Source organism: Actinoplanes sichuanensis (genome assembly GCF_033097365.1).
GTDB classification, from domain to species: domain Bacteria; phylum Actinomycetota; class Actinomycetes; order Mycobacteriales; family Micromonosporaceae; genus Actinoplanes; species Actinoplanes sichuanensis.
Genome location: NZ_AP028461.1, coordinates 6,047,532 through 6,066,587, shown reverse-complemented (window position 1 = coordinate 6,066,587; position 19,056 = coordinate 6,047,532). Strand labels below are relative to the sequence as shown.

At 70.3% G+C, this 19,056-nt stretch carries 19 protein-coding genes; 12 read left to right on the top strand and 7 right to left on the bottom strand.

Going from position 1 to position 19,056, the window contains the following annotated elements; translation table 11 throughout:
- Positions 1 to 37: 37 nt before the first annotated feature.
- Complete coding sequence (locus tag Q0Z83_RS28045) at positions 38 to 316, bottom strand: hypothetical protein (RefSeq protein ID WP_317797001.1); 279 nt, start codon at positions 314 to 316, stop codon at positions 38 to 40.
- A 177-nt stretch (positions 317 to 493) separates the two neighbouring features.
- Here Q0Z83_RS28045 and Q0Z83_RS28040 point away from each other — a divergent pair, with 177 nt between their 5' ends.
- The 3 genes from Q0Z83_RS28040 to Q0Z83_RS28030 all read left to right on the top strand — a co-directional run bounded on the left by Q0Z83_RS28040 (position 494) and on the right by Q0Z83_RS28030 (position 2,937).
- Positions 494 to 853, top strand: coding sequence for a hypothetical protein (locus tag Q0Z83_RS28040; protein ID WP_317797000.1), 360 nt, complete (start codon positions 494 to 496; stop codon positions 851 to 853).
- A gap of 95 nt (positions 854 to 948) precedes the next feature.
- Positions 949 to 1,839, top strand: coding sequence for an alpha/beta hydrolase (locus Q0Z83_RS28035; RefSeq protein WP_317796999.1), 891 nt, complete (start codon positions 949 to 951; stop codon positions 1,837 to 1,839).
- A 162-nt stretch (positions 1,840 to 2,001) separates the two neighbouring features.
- On the top strand, positions 2,002 to 2,937 hold the full coding sequence (locus Q0Z83_RS28030) for an endonuclease/exonuclease/phosphatase family protein (RefSeq protein ID WP_317796998.1): 936 nt from the start codon (positions 2,002 to 2,004) through the stop codon (positions 2,935 to 2,937).
- 50 nt (positions 2,938 to 2,987) lie between these two features.
- On the opposite strand, the gene Q0Z83_RS28025 is transcribed toward Q0Z83_RS28030, so the two are convergent.
- Together Q0Z83_RS28025 and Q0Z83_RS28020 are read right to left on the bottom strand one after the other, a co-directional pair.
- Positions 2,988 to 4,319 carry a hypothetical protein gene (locus tag Q0Z83_RS28025; protein ID WP_317796997.1) on the bottom strand — a complete coding sequence of 444 codons (1,332 nt, stop codon included), beginning with the start codon at positions 4,317 to 4,319 and terminating at the stop codon, positions 2,988 to 2,990.
- 151 nt (positions 4,320 to 4,470) lie between these two features.
- Positions 4,471 to 5,043 (bottom strand): HAAS signaling domain-containing protein, encoded by a 573-nt coding sequence (locus Q0Z83_RS28020; protein ID WP_317796996.1) that lies wholly within the window; start codon positions 5,041 to 5,043, stop codon positions 4,471 to 4,473.
- A gap of 128 nt (positions 5,044 to 5,171) precedes the next feature.
- Between Q0Z83_RS28020 and Q0Z83_RS28015 the strand changes: the two genes are divergently transcribed.
- Genes Q0Z83_RS28015 through htpG form a run of 3 tightly spaced genes read left to right on the top strand, consistent with a single transcriptional unit; the run spans position 5,172 to position 8,539 of the window.
- A complete protein-coding gene (locus Q0Z83_RS28015; RefSeq protein WP_317796995.1) occupies positions 5,172 to 6,056 on the top strand; it encodes an ABC transporter substrate-binding protein in 885 nt (294 codons plus the stop codon).
- Between the two features lie 48 nt (positions 6,057 to 6,104).
- On the top strand, positions 6,105 to 6,632 hold the full coding sequence (locus Q0Z83_RS28010; protein ID WP_317796994.1) for an SMI1/KNR4 family protein: 528 nt from the start codon (positions 6,105 to 6,107) through the stop codon (positions 6,630 to 6,632).
- A gap of 59 nt (positions 6,633 to 6,691) precedes the next feature.
- Positions 6,692 to 8,539, top strand: a complete 1,848-nt coding sequence (gene htpG / locus Q0Z83_RS28005) for a molecular chaperone HtpG (RefSeq protein WP_317796993.1) — start codon at positions 6,692 to 6,694, stop codon at positions 8,537 to 8,539.
- Positions 8,540 to 8,794: 255 nt separating this feature from the next.
- Here htpG and Q0Z83_RS28000 read toward each other — a convergent pair whose 3' ends face one another.
- Positions 8,795 to 9,646, bottom strand: a complete 852-nt coding sequence (locus Q0Z83_RS28000; protein WP_317796992.1) for a PfkB family carbohydrate kinase — start codon at positions 9,644 to 9,646, stop codon at positions 8,795 to 8,797.
- Between the two features lie 7 nt (positions 9,647 to 9,653).
- Positions 9,654 to 9,815 carry a hypothetical protein gene (locus tag Q0Z83_RS27995; protein WP_317796991.1) on the bottom strand — a complete coding sequence of 54 codons (162 nt, stop codon included), beginning with the start codon at positions 9,813 to 9,815 and terminating at the stop codon, positions 9,654 to 9,656.
- A gap of 167 nt (positions 9,816 to 9,982) precedes the next feature.
- Here Q0Z83_RS27995 and Q0Z83_RS27990 point away from each other — a divergent pair, with 167 nt between their 5' ends.
- Entirely contained in the window at positions 9,983 to 11,491 is a 1,509-nt protein-coding gene (locus Q0Z83_RS27990) for an MFS transporter (RefSeq protein WP_317796990.1), read from the top strand.
- Entirely contained in the window at positions 11,488 to 12,090 is a 603-nt protein-coding gene (locus Q0Z83_RS27985; RefSeq protein WP_317796989.1) for an acyl-CoA-like ligand-binding transcription factor, read from the top strand. The genes Q0Z83_RS27990 and Q0Z83_RS27985 overlap by 4 nt, the downstream gene beginning before the upstream one ends.
- 317 nt (positions 12,091 to 12,407) lie before the next feature.
- On the opposite strand, the gene Q0Z83_RS27980 is transcribed toward Q0Z83_RS27985, so the two are convergent.
- On the bottom strand, positions 12,408 to 13,211 hold the full coding sequence (locus tag Q0Z83_RS27980; protein WP_317796988.1) for a TetR/AcrR family transcriptional regulator: 804 nt from the start codon (positions 13,209 to 13,211) through the stop codon (positions 12,408 to 12,410).
- Between the two features lie 83 nt (positions 13,212 to 13,294).
- Between Q0Z83_RS27980 and Q0Z83_RS27975 the strand changes: the two genes are divergently transcribed.
- From Q0Z83_RS27975 to Q0Z83_RS27960, 4 genes are all read left to right on the top strand, one after another.
- Positions 13,295 to 13,969 carry an SDR family oxidoreductase gene (locus Q0Z83_RS27975; RefSeq protein ID WP_317796987.1) on the top strand — a complete coding sequence of 225 codons (675 nt, stop codon included), beginning with the start codon at positions 13,295 to 13,297 and terminating at the stop codon, positions 13,967 to 13,969.
- Between the two features lie 104 nt (positions 13,970 to 14,073).
- The gene (locus Q0Z83_RS27970) at positions 14,074 to 15,582 is read left to right on the top strand and encodes an alpha/beta hydrolase (protein ID WP_317796986.1); all 1,509 of its coding nucleotides are present in this window, start codon (positions 14,074 to 14,076) and stop codon (positions 15,580 to 15,582) included.
- A gap of 9 nt (positions 15,583 to 15,591) precedes the next feature.
- A complete protein-coding gene (locus Q0Z83_RS27965; RefSeq protein ID WP_317796985.1) occupies positions 15,592 to 17,103 on the top strand; it encodes a GntP family permease in 1,512 nt (503 codons plus the stop codon).
- Positions 17,104 to 17,209: 106 nt separating this feature from the next.
- A complete protein-coding gene (locus tag Q0Z83_RS27960; RefSeq protein WP_317796984.1) occupies positions 17,210 to 17,965 on the top strand; it encodes a class I SAM-dependent methyltransferase in 756 nt (251 codons plus the stop codon).
- On the opposite strand, the gene Q0Z83_RS27955 is transcribed toward Q0Z83_RS27960, so the two are convergent.
- Complete coding sequence (locus tag Q0Z83_RS27955) at positions 17,962 to 18,996, bottom strand: NAD(P)H-dependent flavin oxidoreductase (protein ID WP_317796983.1); 1,035 nt, start codon at positions 18,994 to 18,996, stop codon at positions 17,962 to 17,964. The genes Q0Z83_RS27960 and Q0Z83_RS27955 overlap by 4 nt on opposite strands.
- Positions 18,997 to 19,056: the final 60 nt, after the last annotated feature.

The window sequence follows — 19,056 nt, the reverse complement described above, 5'->3', positions numbered from 1 at the left end:
GGCCGGGGTCCTGGTGTTGCATCGCGGTGAACTTCTTCTATGCCTTCGCGCAGCCCGGGCCGGCGGCCACGCCGTCGACGATGCGGTACTTCGAGATGTCGCCGCGCACGTAGTCCTTGAGCTGCCGGATCGATGTCGGGGCGGTCCCGTTGTTCATCAGGTAGCCGACGATCGCGGTGTCCACGGTCCGGCAGGTGGCCTGGTCGGCGACGACCTGCGCACGGGACTGGAGCTTAGCCGGGTTCAACGCAACGTAAGAAACGCCACCAATACTCATCGTAATCGCACTGGCCATTGCTATCTCGATCAAACGCACGGAGGCAGGTTAGTCATGATCACTCAGGGTGGTCAGCTGGCCGAACGGTCGAGATCATCGACCCCAAGGGCAACGCTGCGTAACAAGCCCCCAGGGGCGAATGAATCGACGTGACTCACGACGGCGGTGCTACCTTGATTACTCGGAGCAACGGTCTGATAACGCTGGAGGATCCCCATGCGTCGTGCCGCTGTCGTTCTCACCCTCGTCCTCGCCGGGCTCTGGATCGCCTCGCCCGCGAGCGCTTTCGCCCACAACGCGGTCCACAACCCGGCCATGCACATGCTGCTGGACGGGCTCACCCTGCTGGTCGTCTCCGCTCCGGTGTGGACGGCCCTGCTGTGGAGCGGCGGCAGTCGCTGGCAGCTCGCCGCACTGATCGGGGTCGTCCAGGTCCCGGTCGCGATCATCGGGTTCGTGCCGATCGCCAACCCCTACCTGCACCTCACCCTGTTCGCCATCGCGCTCGGCCTGACCGCGGTATCGCTGCGGGTGGTGCGCGGCCAGGCACGGGCCGCCGTATCACAACCCCGGTAAGGGTCGAACGGATGACCGGGTCCTCTCAGTGACCCGGTCATCCGATGTGATGTCGGCGTAACCTCGCTGTCAGTGAGCCTGGCCACAATGAACATGTGGTGACCGAGACGATGTTGCCGGTCAACGGCATCCAGATGTGCGTGGAGACGTTCGGCGAGCCCGGCGAGCCCCCGCTGCTGCTCCTGGCCGCGGACGCCAGTTCGATGGACTGGTGGGACGACGAGTTCTGCCGGCGTCTGGCGGCCGGCCGACGGTTCGTCATCCGCTACGACCACCGGGACACCGGCCGGTCGACCTCCTACCCGGCGGGCCGACCCGCGTACTCCGGCGCCGATCTGATGTATGACGCGATAGGCGTGCTCGACGCGCTGCGTGTCCCGGCGGCGCACCTGGTCGGTTTCTCGCTCGGCGGTGCCCTCGCCCAGCGGATCGCCGTCCACCACCCGTCCCGGGTGCTCAGCCTCACCCTCATGTCGACCAGCGTCGACGGCGAGGCCCCCGACAGTGCGCCGGTCACCCTGGGCGGTCCGGTCACGGTTTCCGCGGGCACGGTCACCGCCGTCGTGCGTACGGTCGAAGCGCCGCCGACGACTGACGAGACCGACTGGTCGAACCGGAAGGCCGCGGTGTCCCGCATGATCGACGAGGTACGCGCCCGGGGCGGCCCGTTCACCCCGGAGGAACCGCACCTGCGTCGCTTCGCCGAACGCGTCTTCGACAGGTCCGCCGACCTGGCCGCCACCCGCGTCAACCATCGCCTCGCCGGTTACGGGCCACCGGTCCGTGACCTGCTCTGCGGCATCGAGGCACCGACCCTCGTCCTGCACGGCACCCTGGACCGGCACATCACCGCCGGCCATCCGGAGGAGCTGGCCCGCTGCATCCCGGGCGCCCGTCTCGTCTGGCTCGACGGGGTCGGGCACGAGACACCGCCCCGAGCCGTCTGGAACCAGGTCCTCACCGAGATCCTCGACCTGGCCGCCTGACGTTCCGGCCCCGCCCCGGACCCGTCTCGCCCCGGGCCCGTCTCGCGCTCGCCTGCCTCGCGCCGGCCGGTTTCGCGCCGCGTCCGTCTCGCGCGGGCCGGTTTCGCACTGGCCGGCCTCGCGTCGCCTGGGCGGGTGGATCGGCTGTGCGAGCATCGCCGCGTGCGGATTCCTAAGCCGGTGCGAACGTTCGGAGCCTCTCGGCGGGACCGGATCGCGTGGTTCGTGGCGCTGCCGGTCGGGGTGCTCGCGTCGGCTCTCCTGATCGTGCCCGGTGGCAGCCTGCTTCCCACCGTGCGGCCGTGGCTCGGTCTGGCCGTACCGCCGCTGGTGTTGATCCTACTCTGGCGCCGCTCCCGGATCGCACTGCTCGCCGCGCTCCTGCCGCTCGCCGCCTGGCTGGCCGTCTTCGGCGGCCACCTGCTGCCGGACGGTGACGCTCCGCACGATCTGATCGTGGTGCAGCACAACGCCGGCGACGAGAACCCGGACCCGGCCGGCACCGTCCGCACCCTGGTCGCCGACGCGCCCGACCTGGTCGCGCTCGAGGAGATCACCCCGGAGGCGGTGCCCGCCTACACGGCCGCGTTCCCCGCCGAGTACGCCCATCACACGATCCACGGGACCGTCGCGCTCTGGTCCCGGCATCCGCTCGCCGAGGCCGCGCCCCTGGACATCCGTCCGGCCGGTCTCGGCGACGACTGGAACCGCGGCCTCCGCGCGGTCGCCCGGACCCCACACGGTGACATCGCCGTCTACGTCGCCCACCTGTCGTCGGTGCGCCCGGGGCCGGCCGGTCTCGACACGGCTCGCCGCGACGACAGCGCCCGGAAACTGGGGGCGGCGCTCGCGGCCGACCCGAACAAGCGGGTGATCCTGCTCGGTGACCTGAACGCCACCGTCACCGACCCCGGCCTCGGACCCGTCACCGCCCACCTGGCCACCGACGGGTCCGATTTCGCGTTCACGTTTCCGGCGGTCCTGCCGATCGCCCGGATCGATCACGTCTTCGCGCGCTCGCTGACCGTCACCGCGGTCCGGACCCTGCCCCGGACCGGCAGCGACCACATCCCGATCGTCGCCCGCCTGCGCCTCTGAAACCCCACCGCTCTGCCGCCTCCGACCCGCTCTGCCGCCTTTCAGTCGGGTCATCTGGCTGGTCGGCTGCGTTCCCGCCAGTCCGCGACGTCCTCGCCGAGGAACTCGTCGCCGAGTTCGGTGCTCAGTGTGTCCAGCAGTTCCGACCAGAACGCCGGGACCCTGCCACCCCGCTCGGAGAGCGCCGCCAGCATCAGGTGTGCCTCGAAACAGATCCGGAATCCCTCACCCGGGGCCACCGCCAACGTCGCCAGACCGACCCGGCCGAGTGCCTCGGCCCGCTCGGCCGCCGACTCCGGAGCACATCGTGTCGACGGGGTCACCGCCTCCGCGTCCGGCCGGTCAGCGGTCAGGTCCAGCACCCCGTCCACACCCTCGACGCCCAGCTCAGCGGCCTGCCGCAGCGCATACGACAGGGTCAGCCCGAACCTGTCGGCCGCACCCCGCGCGTCATGGATCTCGGCGAGCTCGGCGTCGGCCGAGGCGGCGTCGATCGCCCGCGACTCGCGCAGCCGGGCCGCGCCGGCCGCCGCCTGATCAGCCGTGAGCAGGTGGGATCCCAGCCGGGCGGTGGCCGCCGCGTACAGGTCACGGTGCCCGGCTCCGCCGTACTCCACCAGCAGTCTCGTCAGCCGGACGGCGATCTCGTCGACCGCGAGGGCCTGCGCCATCCGCCCGTTCACGGCGTGGATGCGGCTGGCCAGAGCGCACGACGACGAGAGCATCGACAGGTGGGCGGCGGCTTGCGACATCCGGTCGAAGGCCGCCTGGTTGCGGGTGAACATCCCGATCGCCACGTCCGCTGAGGCGCACGCCAGGTCCGGGTCACCGGCGACCGCCAGCACCTGCGCGTTCACCCCGAGCACCCGGACCAGGTCGGCCAGATGCCCGGCCCCGCCCGGTTCCTCGGCCGGCTCACGGTAGGCGGCCACGGCGAGGTCGGCGTGCACCACGGCGCCGGTGAACCGGCCGAGCTGTGCCAGTGAAGTGGCCTGCCGGGCCCGGACGTCGGCGATCAGCGGTGCGATGCCCTCGACCCCGGCGTCGGCCACATCCCGATACGCCGCGAGACTCTCCGCGAGCACGTCGGCGGCCTCCTCGGCGTGCCCGATCCGGTTCAGGATGCCGGCCAGCCCGTACAGCATGCCGGCCAACTCCTGCAGGTGAACCGGCTCCGGATAGGCCCGGACGAGCTCCCGACCCAGCGACACACCCTCCCGGGCGCCGGTCAGAGCCTGCTCGAGGTGGCCGAGTCTCTGCAGCTCAAGGGCATGATCGGTCAGCTCGGCGACCCGGGCCACGCGAGGATCGTCGCGCCAATCCCCGACCGGGGCCGCCTCGTCGGGCCGCTCGTCCCGGTCGCTGTTGCTCCACCACGCCATGTCGCTCCCTCGATGAGTGCTCCACTGTGTACCAGAGGCTCACCATGATCCAGAGCGGGTGCGGTTTCCGAGTCGCGCGGATCCGGAGCTGGAGCGCACGCACCGGCCGGCCCCCGATCGCAAGATCATTTCCGGCCGGTGGACGCGCTCGTCATGGCCGGGCGGCGCCGTACAACGCGAGCCCCGCGGTGATCGAACCGGCGCACGCCGCCGTGTACATCATCAGGAAACCCAAGCCGGTGAACAGCTCGACGCCGGCCAGCATCGCGAGCAGCAGCAGCGTGCCGGCGACCGGACCGATGGCCAGCAGCCAGGCCACGGCCTTCTGCACCGGCGTCCACCGCGGCGACACCGTCGCCATCATCAACCCGGCCGCCTGGCCGACGCCCGGCAGCACCACCGAACCGCCGGTGAGCAGCGCGACCGCCACCCGCTCGGACCCGTCGGGCGGCGGACCGGGCATGGCGACCGGCGCGGCGGGCAGTCGCAGATGGGTGGGCGTGCCGCTGCGCCGGACCGCCGCCACCAGTTGGTCCGGCGGCCCTAACCTGCTGAGCATCCGGGCCGGATCGTCGGCCAGGTCACGGCGCATCGCGATGTAACCGGCGACCGTGTTCATCAGCTCGTCGCGGGTCTCCGGCGGCAGATCGCCGGCGGCCGCCCAGAGCGAGGCCAGATAGTCGAGAACGAGAACGTCGTCGTGGGCCGGCGGTGCCGTCGTCATTTTCAGTCCCTCCGTGGCCGTCCGGTGCCGACCAGCATTCCGGTCCGGACGTCGCCGGCGCATCGGTCCAAGGTGGTAACTGCGCGGCCTGGCATCATCCTCCGGTCGTAGTCCGGGAGTATGGGGGTATGCGCCTGGTGTCCCTGCTTCCGTCCGCCACCGAGATCGTGTACGCCCTCGGGCTCGGCGACGACCTGGTCGGAGTCACGTTCGAGTGCGACGAGCCGGCGGCGGCCCGCTCGGAGAAGACGGTCGTGGTCGGCGGCCGCGACACCAGCCGGATGACCCCTGGGGAGATCGACGACTACGTGCGTACCCAGATGTCGGCCGGCGGCGACCTGTACACGCTGCACGCCGGGGCACTCGCCGGACTCGATCCGGATCTCATCCTCACCCAGGATCTGTGCCGGGTCTGCGCGCTGCCGTCGGGGCACGTCGACCAGGCGCTCGGGCACCTGGGTTGCCGTAGTGAGGTGCTGTCCCTCGACCCGCACACCCTCGATGACGTCCTGGACACCTTCCGCGTGGTGGCGAACGCGGTGGGCGTACCGGAAAGGGGTGTTGATCTTGTGGCCGGTCTGCGGGAGCGGCTGGATGCGGTGACCGCCGCGGTGGCCGGGCGGCCTCGCCCCCGGGTGGCCGTGGTGGAATGGGTGGATCCGCCGTTCACCGCCGGGCACTGGGTGCCGGATCTGATCACGGCGGCGGGCGGCGAACCCGTCGCGGCCCGACCGGGCCGCCGGTCGGTGCAGGTCTCGTGGGCCGAACTGGCCGCTCCGCGGCCGGAGATCGTGCTGGTCACCCCATGCGGTTACCACCTGGAAGGCGCGATCCGGCAGGCCGATGCGGTGGTCCCGCATTTCCCCGCCGCTTCGGTGTGGGCGATCGACGGCGACGGCCTGGTGGTACGCCCGGGGCCGCGGCTCGTGGCCGGAGTGGAGGCGATCGCCGCGATCCTGCATCCGGAAGCGGTCCCGTCGCCCCCGCCCGGATCCATCCAGCGCGTGTCCTGACCAGGAGGTTCGCAGAATTGTCGGACCGGGCTGGTATTACTTCCGGCCATGAGCATCGAGCATGTCGATCCCGATGTCCTGGCCGCGCTGCGCGACGCCGTCGGCGCTGACGACGGCGGTGAGTCGGCCCTAGGCTGGCCCGGTGTGCACGCTTTCGAGCAGCGGCACGGTGTCGTGCTGCCCGAGCCCTATCGTTCGTTCGTGGCCGAGGTGTCCGACGGGTCGCATGCCGGCCCACCGGAGTATGGTCTGGTCGCTCTCGGCGACCTGCCCTCCGACTACGGCAGTGACGGCTCCGAGCGTGACCTGACCAGGCCTTTCCCGCTGACCGGGCCATGGTTGTGGGAGGGCGACGACGACGAGCCCGACAAGGATCGGCTGCGCAGCGTGTTCGACGACGGGTCGATCGTGCTCGGCACCGACGGCTGCGGGATGAATTGGCATCTGGTCGTCACCGGCCCGCACCGGGGGCGGGTCTGGATGATCTCGGGTGAGGGCGCGATGCCGTTCGAGTCCGGATTCGCGGCATGGGTGGCCCGCTGGGCTGCTGGGGAGCCCTGGTTCGACGCCGGATGACCGGTGGGGTCGGGCGGCGCTCTACGATCGGGTCGTACCACCGGACATGACGGAAACGGGTGACGATGGAGACGTTGGAGTTCCAGGCCGAGGCGCGCCAGCTGTTGCAGCTGATGGTCCACTCGATCTATTCGAACAAGGACATCTTCCTGCGCGAGCTGATCTCGAACGCGTCGGACGCGCTGGACAAGCTGCGCCTGGCGAAGCTGCAGGACGGGCTCGAGGCGGACACCTCCGACCTGCACATCGAGATCGCGGTCGACGCCGAGGCGCGCACGCTGGCCGTTCGTGACAACGGCATCGGCATGACCCGCGAGGAGGTCGTGGCGCTGATCGGCACGATCGCCAAATCCGGCACCGCCGAGCTGCTGGGCAAGCTCAAGGAGGCCAAGGAGAGCCCCGAGCTGATCGGCCAGTTCGGTGTCGGGTTCTACTCGACGTTCATGGTCGCCGACAAGGTCGAGCTGGTGACCCGCAAAGCCGGCACCGAGGGCCACGGCACCCGCTGGGAGTCGGCCGGCGAGGGCACCTTCACCATCGACGACGCGCCCGACGCGCCGGTCGGCACCACGGTGACGCTGCACCTGCGCCCCAAGGACGAGGACGACGCGCTCTACGACTACACCGACGCGTGGAAGCTCAAGGAGATCGTCAAGCGGTACTCGGACTTCATCTCGTTCCCGATCCGCAAGGTCGACGGTGACGAGGTCGAGACGCTCAACTCGATGAAGGCGCTGTGGGCCCGGCCACGCAGCGAGGTCACCGACGAGGAGTACCACGAGTTCTACAAGCACATCAGCCACGACTGGACCGACCCGCTCGAGATCATCAACATGAAGGCGGAGGGCACCTTCGAGTACGAGGCGCTCCTCTTCATCCCGTCTCGGGCCCCGCACGACCTGTTCCAGCGGGACGCTCGCCGCGGTCTGCAGCTCTACGTCAAGCGCGTCTTCATCATGGACGACAGCAAGGAGCTGATCCCCGACTACCTGCGCTTCGTCAAGGGCGTGGTGGACGCGGCCGACCTCTCGCTGAACATCTCCCGCGAGATCCTGCAGCAGGACCGGCACATCCAGATGATCCGGCGCCGCCTGGTCAAGAAGGTGCTGTCCACGATCAAGGACCTGCAGACCGCCAACCCGGAGAAGTACGCGACGTTCTGGCGCGAGTTCGGCCGGGCGGTCAAGGAGGGCCTGCTCGCCGAGCCCGACAACCACAAGCCGATCCTGGAGATCGCGTCGTTCGCCAGCACCGAGGGCACCGAGCCGACCACCCTCGCCGCCTACGTGGAGCGGATGAAGGAAGGGCAGGAGGAGATCTACTTCCTGACCGGCGAGAGCCGCTCCCAGGTGGAGAACTCGCCGCACATGGAGGCCTTCCAGGCGCAGGGCTACGAGGTGCTGATCCTCACCGATCCGGTCGACGAGATCTGGGTCGACGTGGTCCCCGAGTTCGACGGAAAGAAGCTGCGCTCGATCGCCCGCGGCTCGGTCGACCTGCCGAAGGATGAGGAGAAGCCGGAGCCCGAGGGCGACTTCGGCCCGCTCCTGGGCTTCCTCACCGAGAAACTGACCGAGCAGGTCAAGGAGGTGCGACTGTCGCACCGGCTGACCACCTCGGCGGCCTGCCTGGTCAGTGACGCCGACGACATCACCCCGGCACTGGAGAAGATGTACCGGGCGATGGGGCAGGAGGGGCCGCGGGTCAAGCGCATCCTCGAGCTCAACCCCAACCACCCGCTGGTCTCCGGCCTGCGGGCGGCGCACGAGCGTAGCGCCGGTGACGCGGCCCTGCCGGACACGGCCGAGCTGCTGTACGGGACGGCGCTGCTCGCCGAGGGTGGTGACCTGGAGGATCCGGCCCGGTTCGCCAAGCTCCTCGCGGATCGTCTCGCGCAGACGGTCTGACCTGCTTTTTGCGACCGCCGGGGCCCGGTTCTCCGTGGTTCAGCCGGGCCCGGCGGCCTTTCCGCGCCGGGTTGGCGGTGTTTTCGCGCCAGCCCGGCGGGGTTTTCGCGCCGGCCCGGCGGCCATTTCGTGCTTGCCCGGGGCTGTTTTCGCGCCGGGTCGGGCCCTTTGCGCCGGCCCGGGGCCCTTTTCGTGCCGGGTCGGTGGCCCTTTTTGCGCCGGTTTGGCGGCTTTTCCGCGCCAGGCGTCGCTGGGTCAGGGCAGGTGTGAGAGCCAGGCCCGAGGGCCGGCGTGGGTGACTCGGATCGCGGCGATCCGGGAGGCGTAGGCGATCGTGGCCTTCAGGTCCAGATCGCCGCGGGCCAGGGCGACCGCGAGGGCGCCGTGGAAGGCGTCGCCGGCGCCCGCGGTGTCGACCGCGGAGACCACCGGTACCGGCACGCTGCCGCGGGTGCCCGCCGGGCCGTACCAGTGGACCGGCTCCGGGCCGTGGGTGATCACCACGTTCGTCACGCCGACGGCTCGAACAGCCGCGGCGGTCGCCTCGTCGGTGCCGGCGGTGGCGTCCGGGTGGCGGAAGTCGCCTGAGCAGGCCACCACCTCGGCGTGCGGGAAGACGTCGGCGAAGACCGGCCGCCAGCTTCCGGCGTCGACGAGCAGGCGGCGGGCGCTGCGGGCCGCGGCCACCGCGAGCCCCGGGTGATGCCCGTCGACCAGGGTCAGGTCGGCGTCGGGGAGACCGTCCGCGGGTGCCGCGACCGTACGGTTGCCGGCGTTGCGGCTGACGATGGTGCGTTCACCGGTCGACGCGAGGACCGTCACCGCCGAGACCGGTGGAGGCTCCGGCGAGTCCGCCGCGATGTCGATCAGGGTGACCCCGTGCGTCGCCAGATCGGCCCGGACCAGATCGCCGAGCGGATGCGCACCCACCGCGCTGACCAGGGTGACCGTGGCCCCGAGCGCGGCCGCGGTGACCGCCGCGTTGGCGGCCGGGCCACCGGCGGCGACATCCACCGACGCGGACTGCACCTTCTCGTCGGGGCCGGGGAACCGCTCGACCCGCTGTACCAGGTCGACGGTCGCCAGCCCGGCGAAGAGCAGCCGCATGCCGGGGTCAATCGCCGTTCGCGAGCTCGACGAAGAACGTGCCGATGTTGCTGAAGATGTCCCCGATACCGTCACCGATGCTGCGGGCCACCTCGGCGGCCGGGCCCGGGTTGGTGCCGATCCAGAAGACGAGCAGGAACACCAGGAGCCAGCCCAGCACCTTCTTCATCGGAAATCGATCCTCCGCACATCACTGGCCTGGGGAAATCGGCTGACCCCGGAAACGCCATCCAAGATCGTGACACAACCTCGCAAGGCTCGCAGGAGGCACGCCGACCCTGAGAAGGCACACAGCAAATCTGGCAGTGACTCTTTTTTGAGAGCTACCTTCATTTCATGGTCGCTTTCAGAACAGCTCACCGATGGTCGGCCCTGGCCGCCCTCGCCCTCTGCACCGTCGTCATCGGGCTGGACAGCACCGTGCTCAGCGTCGCGCTGCCCACGCTGGCCCGTGATCTCGGCGCCACCACCGCCGACCTCCAGTGGTTCACCACTTCGTATCTGCTGGTCCTGGCCGCGGCGCTGCTGCCGGCCGGCATGCTCGGCGACCGGTTCGGCCGCAAGCGCCTGCTCCTGATCGCGCTGGCGATCTTCGGGGTCGCGTCCGCCGCCTGCGCCCTTGCCGACACCACCGGGCAGCTCATCGCCGCCCGCGCGGTCCTGGGCCTCGGCTCGGCCGTGATCATGTCGCTGATCGGTGCGGTGCTGACCGTCCTCTTCGACGAGCGGGAGCGCCCGCGCGCCCTCACCATCTGGATCACCGCTAACGCCCTCGGCATTCCGCTCGGCCCGCTGCTCGGCGGCTGGCTGCTCGACAACTTCCACTGGGGCTCGGTCTTCCTGATCAACCTGCCGATCGTCGTGCTCGGGCTGATCGCGGTCGCGGTCCTCGTGCCCGAGTCGTATGGTGACCGGGCCCGCCGGTTCGATCTGCCCGGCATCCTGCTGTCGACGACAGGGCTGGTCGCCGTGACGTACGGCATCATCGAAGCCGGCGAGCGCGGCTGGGGTGACCTGCGTGCCTCGGTGATCATCGCGGTCGGGTTGTTCGCGCTCGCCGCGCTGGTGTGGTGGCAGCGACGGGCCGCCGCGCCGCTGATCGATCTCGCTCTCTTCCGCAACCGGTCGTTCGCCGGGGGTACGCTGCTCGCCACCATCGCCGGGTTCGCCTTCTTCGGTCTGCTGTTCGCGCTGCCGCAGCTGTTCCAGGCAGTCGGTGGAGCCGACGCGTTCGGCACCGGCGTCCGGCTGCTGCCGGTGATCGGCGGCCTCATGGTCGGAGCCCGAGTCGGTGAGAAACTGGCCGCCCGGTTCGGCCCGCGAGTGGTGATCGCCGCCGGTCTCGCGCTGATGGCCGCCGCCCTGTTCACCGGCGCGGCCACCGACGCCGCGGCGGGTTATGCGGTGGTCGGCGCCTGGATCGGCGTTGCCGGTGTCGGCCTCGGCCTCACCATGCCCACCTCGATGAATGTCACGATCAGCACCCTCGACGCCGAGCGCAGCGGGGTCGGCAATGCCCTGATTCAGGCGATCCGCCAGGTGGGCAGCGCCATCGGGGTCGCCGTCCTGGGCATGGTGCTGAATGCGGGGTATCGCTCGGCACTGCCCGACGCGGCGGGGGAGCAGGTGCGCGACAGCGCCGCCGCCGGAGCCGCCGTGGCCCAGCGCCTCGGCGACGACGACCTGCTGGCCGCAGTACGGGCTGCGTTCGTGCACGGCATGGATCTGTCACTGGTCGTCTCCGGCGGCGTCGCAGCGGCCGGCGTGGTCCTGGCCCTGATGATCCTGCCGCGCGGTGCGCGCACCGGGCGACCAGCGGCGGTGCTGGCAGAATCGGGAGTATGAGCGCCCCCTCGGACAGCCTGCGCGCCCGTAAGAAGGCGAAGACCCGCGCCACCATTCGCGAGCAGGCGATGCGGCTGATCGAGGAGCAGGGCTACGCCGCGACGACGGTGGAGCAGATCGCGGAGGCGTCGGAGATCTCGCCGAGCACGTTCTTCCGCTACTTCCCGACGAAGGAGGCCGCGATCCTGGTCGACGACGTCGACGCGGTGCTGGTCCACGCGATCCGCGCCCAGCCGGCCGAGTTCCAGGCGGTCGAGGCCATCCTGCGGGCGGTGCACGAGGTCTTTTCGAACATGAGCCCGGAGACGTGGGAGTTCGAGCGCCGGCGCCAGGCTCTAGCGCTCGGAGTCCCTGAGTTGAGAGCGCGCATCATGCACCAGATGACCGACGCGATCGACCTGGTCGCCGAGGCGATCGCCGAGCGGGCGGGCCTACCCGCCGACGACTTCTCGGCCCGGGTCACGGCGGGCGCCGCGGTCGGCGCCATGCTGGCGGTCCTCCCATCGAACCGCGTCTTGACCGACGGCATGACCCTTCACGACTACCACCGCTTGGAGAAGGCGCTGACCCTGCTCCAGGACGGCCTACCCCTCGGCTGACCAGCGGTTGCAGCCGCTGACACCGGTTCCAGCCGCGCTGCTGTTCCGGGCCGGTGGTCCGCTGCCGCTGTTTCGGGTCGCTGCTCCGCGCTGCTGTTTCGGGCTGCTGTTTCGGGCCGCTGCTCCGCGCTGCTGTTTCGGGCTGCTGTTTCGGGCCGCTGCTCCGCGCTGCTGTTCCGGGCCGCTGTTTCGGGCTGCTGGTTGGGGCGCTGTTTCGCGGGGCGGTCGGTTCTGCTGCCTCGATCTTCGCCGTGCGCTTTTCGTTGCCTGGCTCCTTGACGCGGATCGGGTGTTGACGGGCCGCAGTCGCCGCCGGTCTACGGCACGGTCGGTTTGGTCAGGCTTTCGTGGGCGGCGGCGAGGATTCGGTCGGAGAGTTCGGTGCCGGCTGTCGCGCGGGACAGGATCAGGGCGCCGACCATGGTGCTGAGGGCCGCGAGGTCCGGCTCCTGGCCGCTGCCGAGAAAGCGGGCGAAACCCTCGACACCCGCCGCGTAGGCCGCCCGTGTCGCGTCGCCGCCTGTCGCTCGGGCCACGTCGCCGCCGAAACCGGCTGAGGGGCATCCGCTGCCGGGATCGTCGCGGTGCGCCGCAGACAGGTAGGCGCTGATCAATGCCCGCCGTTGATCGGCATCCCCGGGCGTGGGGCCTTCGGCCTGGTTCGCGGGAAACTCACCGTTCACGTCGCCCGCAGATCGAGGGCCGGTGGCCGAGTCGGGTGCGTGGGCCGAGCCGGCGGCGGGGGCCAAGTCAGGGGCGTGAGTCGAGTCTGCGGCGTGTGCCGGGTTGGCGGCGGGGGCCAAGCCGAGGGCGTGGACCGGGTTGGCGGCGGGGGCCGAGCCGAGGGCGTGGACCGGGTTGGCGGCGGGGGCCGAGTCGGGGGCGCCGGTCGGTGGGCGGAGGGTCGCGGCCTGGTCGGCGAAGGCTCGGGTCACCGCTTCGGCCACCAACGCGTCCTTCGAGGCGAAGTGCTTGTAGAAACCGCCGTGCGTCAGGCCGGCCTCGGCTGTCACGTCGGCGACGCTGACGCCGGCGATTCCGTGCTCGCGGAAGAGGCGTGCTGCCGTCGCCACGATGCGTTCCCGGTTTTCGGCGGCCTGCGCCTGCGACACCCGTCCCATGACCGCAACTATAGATTATGTGTGTCATCTATTACCTCGGGAGGCTCTGGCGGTTTTCAGATGATGGCCATAATCTAATCCCCGTGGAACTCAACAACGCAGTCGCCGTCGTCACCGGAGCCAACCGCGGGTTCGGTCGCCAGCTCGCCCTTCAGTTGCTCCAGCGTGGCGCCAAGGTCTACGCCGCGGCCCGAAACCCGGAGACCGTCGACCTGCCCGGAGCGATTCCGCTCCAGCTCGACGTCACCGACCCGGAGTCGGTGGCCAAGGCGGCCGTCACCGCGGCCGATGCCACCCTCCTGATCAACAACGCCGGCGTCGCCGTCGGCGGGCCGGTCCTGGACGGGGATCTGGACGGGATTCGGCTCGACATGGAGACCAACTACTTCGGCACGCTGTTCGCCACCCGGGCGTTCGCGCCGGTCATCGAGGGCAACGGCGGGGGAGCGGTGCTCAACGTGCTGTCCGTGCTGTCCTGGCTGCATCCCGGTGGATACGGTTCCTACTCGGCGGCGAAGGCGGCGGCGTGGGCGCTCACCAACGCCAGCCGTGAACTGCTCGCCCCGCGCGGGATCGTGGTGACCGGCCTGCACGTCGGGTACATGGACACCGACATGGCCGCGGCGGTCCCGGCCGATCAGAAGAGCGACCCGGCCGAGGTGGCGGCGCTCGCCCTCGACGCGATCGCCCGCGGCGACGCCGAAATCCTCGGTGACGACCTGACCCGCGGCGTGAAGGCTCAGCTGTCCGGTCGCTGATCGCGCTTCCCTTGCATCGGCAGACTTAAATGGGGCGCGACTCTGTCGTCGACACGTGAGGTCTGCCCATGCGTCGCTCAAGTGTTCGTTTGGCCGTACCGCTGATGGTGTTAGCCCTGCTCGCGGCGGTGACGCCGGGAGATGCCCGTGCCGCGCAACCGGCCGGGACGGGATCGATTGCGGATGCGATCGCCTGGGGCCCGTGTGACCCGGAGGATGAGGCTCCGGATCGGGTCGTCTGCGGTGAGCTCGAGGTTCCCGTCGACTGGTCGCGCCCGGGTGGCTCGACCATCACTCTGGCGCTGGCCAAGCTGCCCGCGTCGGATCCGTCCCGGCGGATCGGCCCGCTGCTGATCAACCCGGGTGGTCCGGGCGGCTCCGGGGTGACCTTCGCCTACCGTGCCGGGGAATCATTCTCGGACACGATCACCGACCGGTTCGACGTCATCGGGTTCGACCCGCGCGGTCAGGCCCGCAGCAACGTGATCAACTGCGACAGCGACGCGGTCAGCGCGCAGGGGGACGTGCTGTACCCGCACAGCCCGTCCGAGTACGCGGCGCTGCGGGCCGCCAACAAGGCTCTCGTCAAGACCTGCCGGGATCTGTCCGGGCCGCTCGTGAAGTACGTCGACACGGCGAGCGTGGTCCGCGACATGGACGCGATCCGGGCCGCCATCGGCGAGCGCAAGATCAGCTATTACGGCGTCTCCTACGGAACAATGATCGGCCAGCAGTACGCCGAGCTGTTCCCGGACCGGATCCGGGCCATGACGCTGGACTCGAACATGGACCACTCGCAGAGCATCGCCGACTACCAGAAGTGGGAGACGCTGGCCATGGAGGACTCGTTCCTCCAGTTCACGGCCTGGTGCGACCGGACCACCGCATGCGCGCTGCACGAACAGGGCGCACTCGCGTACTTCGACGACCTGTACGCCCGCGCCGAGGCCGGCAAGCTGATCGTCGACGGTTTCCCGATCTCCCCGGAGCTCCTGGTCTCGCTGGTCTTCGGCTACATGTACGACCCCGCCGACTGGTTCTACCTGGCCGAGGATCTGATCTATTTCGGTAACGGTGGCGGATCCGGGGCGCGGCACCGGGGCGAGCCCACCCCCTACGGCTACCTTCCGGTGATGTGCTCCGACTTCCGCTTCGAGGTCGGCTCCTACCGCAACCTCCGGCAGCTGGAGAAGGAACAGAACCGGCTCGCCCCGCACACCCGACTGAGCCCGATCGCTTGGACCGACCTGACGTCCTGCCAGAACTGGCCGTACCCGGTCACCAACCCGCCGCACCGCCTGCACGCCTCGTCGAAACTGCCGCCGATCCTGCTCGCCAACAGCCGGTACGACGTCGCCACCCCGTACCAGTGGGGCCGGTCCCTAGCGAGTCAGCTGCCGAGCGCCACGTTCCTCACCTACGACGGGGTCGGGCACGGCACCTACTGGCTGAGCGACTGCGCCCGGGCCGCGATCGACACCTACCTCGTCGAACGACGCCTGCCCGCCAAGGGCACCCACTGCCCAGCCGTCTTCCCGGAGTCGCCGGTCACGCTCAAGTCCGGCTCCGGCAACCCGCTCACCCCTGGATTGAGGACTGTTTCCGCGGGGTAAACGCGCCGCATGACGGAGACCATCACCGATGCCGGCACCGCCCAGCTCGTGCTCGCGGCGGTGCTCGGCATCGCGGCGGTAGTCGTGCTGATCGCCTGGGCCAAATGGCATCCGTTCCTCGCGTTGATCACCGGCGCCGGCGTCCTCGGGCTCACCGCGGGCGCCGCGCCGGCCGACACCGTCGACTCGTTCACCAAAGGGCTCGGCACCACGGCCGGTGGGGTCGGCGTCCTGATCGCGCTCGGCTCGATGGTCGGCGCGCTCCTCGCCGAATCCGGCGGCGCCGACGGCATCGTGAACCGCATCGTCAACGGCGTCTCCGGGGCCGCCCTGCCGTGGGCGATGGCCGGGGTCGCGGCGCTCATCGGGTTGCCGTTGTTCTTCGAGGTCGGCGTCGTGTTGCTGGTGCCGATCGTGTTGCTTGTCGCACGGCGTACCGATGTGGGACTGCTCCGCCTGGGCATCCCGGCGCTGGCCGGACTGTCGGTGTTGCACGGTCTGGTGCCGCCGCATCCGGGGCCACTGGTCGCCATCGAAAGCCTCCAGGCCGACCTGGGCCTCACCCTGATGCTCGGCCTGATCTGCGCCATCCCGACGGTGATCGTCGCCGGGCCGATCTTCGGCAACTTCATCGCCAAGCGGGTTCCGCTCCCGGTCCCGGCGTTGTCGGCCGCGGCCGGCGGTCCTTCCGACGCCGCTCCCTCCGCTCGCACGGCTTCCTCCGGCGGCGGCTCCGCTGACCTCGATCGGCCGGCCACCGGACCCGTCGGTGGCCAGGACTTCGTCGACCGTGACGATATCGCCGATCCGGTCGGCCCCGGCAGATCGGTCGACGAGCAGTTGGGTCCGCGCCGCAATCCCGGCTTCTGGGCGGCCGTGCTCACCGTTCTGCTTCCGGTCGCGCTGATGCTGGCCCGCGGCGCCGCCGAATTGCTGCTCCCCGAAGGCGACCGCGTCCGCGACATTCTCGAGGTGGTCGGCGAACCGGTGGTCGCCCTTCTCGCCGGGGTGTTCGTAGCCATGTGGGCACTCGGTCACCGAGCCGGTTTCGACCGCCGCGAAACGAATGCCGTTCTCGGCGGCGCGCTTCCGCCGATCGCCGGAATCCTGCTGATCGTCGCGGCCGGCGGCGGTTTCAAACAGGTCCTGGTAGACGCCGGAGTGGGCAACGTGATCGCCGACGCCGCCCGTGACGCCAACATCAACGCCCTGCTCCTGGGCTTCCTGGTGGCTGTGGGAATCCGAGTGGCCACCGGCTCGGCAACGGTCGCCACGATCACCGCGGCCGGAATCGTGGCCCCGCTCGCCGCCACCCTGGACCGCCCCGAGGTCTCCCTGCTGGCGTTGGCGATCGGTGCCGGATCACTATTCTTCTCCCACGTCAACGACGCCGGTTTCTGGATGGTCAAGGAATACTTCGGCATGACCGTCGGTCAGACGATCAAAACCTGGTCGATAATGGAGACGATCATCTCGGTGGTCGGTTTTGCCTGCGTGATGCTCATCTCCCTCTTCATTTGATTTCGGTACGGCCACAGCGCGCCGGTCAGTCGGCCGGCGCGTTCTGCGGCTCGACCGAGGTGCTATTGCGTTGGACCGGGCAGTGACTGTGCTGAATGGTCGAGGGATGGATACGACGACCCGGGCCAATCGGGACGCCTGGGAGGCGGCCTCCGAGAAACACGTCCGCGAGTATTCGGAACTGCTCGCCCAGGCGGCCTCCGGCACCTCCCTCACCACACTCGAACGCGACCTGCTGCACGACGTGCTGCGCACCGCACCGGACGTCGTCCACTGGCAGAGCGGCCACGGCACCGACGACATCGGGCTCCTGCAGGCCGGTGCCCGTTCGGTGACCGGTGTCGACTACAGCGAGGTCGCCGCCGGGGCCGCCCAGCGCCGGGCCACCGAACTCGGCGCCGACTGCCGCTATGTGGTCGCCGCCCTGCCCGGAGCTCCACTGGCCGACGGCTGCGCGGACCTCGTCTACACCGGCAAGGGCGCTCTCATCTGGATGCCCGATCTGCAGGCGTGGGCCGCCGACATCGTCCGTCTGCTGCGCCCGTCCGGTCATCTCTTCATCTACGAGGAGCATCCCGCCGCACCGCTGTGGACCTGGGACCCCGACGAGCCGGGGATCCGACCGGACCGCAGCTATTTCGCGCCCAGCCACGTCAACGACTCGTTCCCGGCGGGCGGGGCCGTCCAATGGCAGCGCACTCTGGCCGAGATCGTCACCGCGGTCACCTCGGCCGGTCTGCGGCTACTCCACCTGGCCGAACACCCCGAGCCGTTCTGGCGGATGGGGGGAGTGCACGCCGCCGCCTGGAACGGCCGCCTCCCCAACACGTTCACTCTCCTGGCCCGCCGGCTGAACGGCTAGAGCAGGGACTTCAGGTAGTCGGCGGCCGGGACGGGGCGGGACAGAGCGGCGGCCTGACCCGCCCACAGGTTGACATAGGTGGCGTCGTTTCGGGCCGCGCCGGCGGCCCGCAGAGGGCGCATCAGGGTGTTCTGCACCGGATACGCGGGGACGCTGTCCTCCTCGGCGGCCAGTTCGCGGATCAGCGGATTGAGGATCGCTCGGGCGTGCCGGCCGGAGAAAATCCTGGTCAGGACGGTTGTGCGAGCGTCGGGGGAGGCCAGCGCGGCGCGGTGTGCGGGGCTTGCCGAGGACTCGGCGGTGGCCAGGAAACCGGTGCCGATCTGGACACCGTCAGCACCGAGGGCCAGTGCCGCGGTCACACCCCGACGGTCGGCGATACCACCGGCCGCCAGCACCGGGATCCGGACCGCGTCGGCCACCTGCGGCACCAGGGAGAACGTGCCCACCAGTGACTCGGCCAGGGGGCGCAGGAACGCGCCACGGTGACCGCCGGCGTCGCTGCCGGAGGCGATCACCACGTCCACGCCTGCCTGCTCCAGGGCCACCGCCTCGTCGACTGTCGTGGCGGTGCCCAGCGTGACGATGCCGCGGCGGCGGGCCTCGTCGATCACCCGGGCCGGTGGGACGCCCATCACGAAGCTGATCACCGGTGGCCCAGCGGCCAGAAGGGCGTCGATCTGGTCGTCGAAGAGCGGCGGGGGAGCGTAACCCTCGGGGACCGGCAGGCCGAGGCGCTCGTAGAGGGGCCGCAACCGTTCGAAGTCGGCGGCTGAGGGACGCAGCTCCTGCTCGCCGAGGTGCGGCACCCACAGGTTGACGTTGAACGGACGGCCGGCGGGAACGGCCGCGCGAAGCTCACCGACCAGGGCGGTGACCCGGTCGGGCGCCAAGTGGTTCGCCCCGAACGAGCCGAGCCCACCGGCCGCGCTGACCGCGACGGTCAACGGCACCGCGGACATGCCACCGCCGAACGGGCCCTGCACGATCGGATGCTCGATACCGAGCAGACTGGTCAGGCGGTCACTCATGGAGGCCCTCCTCAGGGGAAGCGTTCGCCTCTGCACGCTAGACGACCGGGCAGAGGCCGC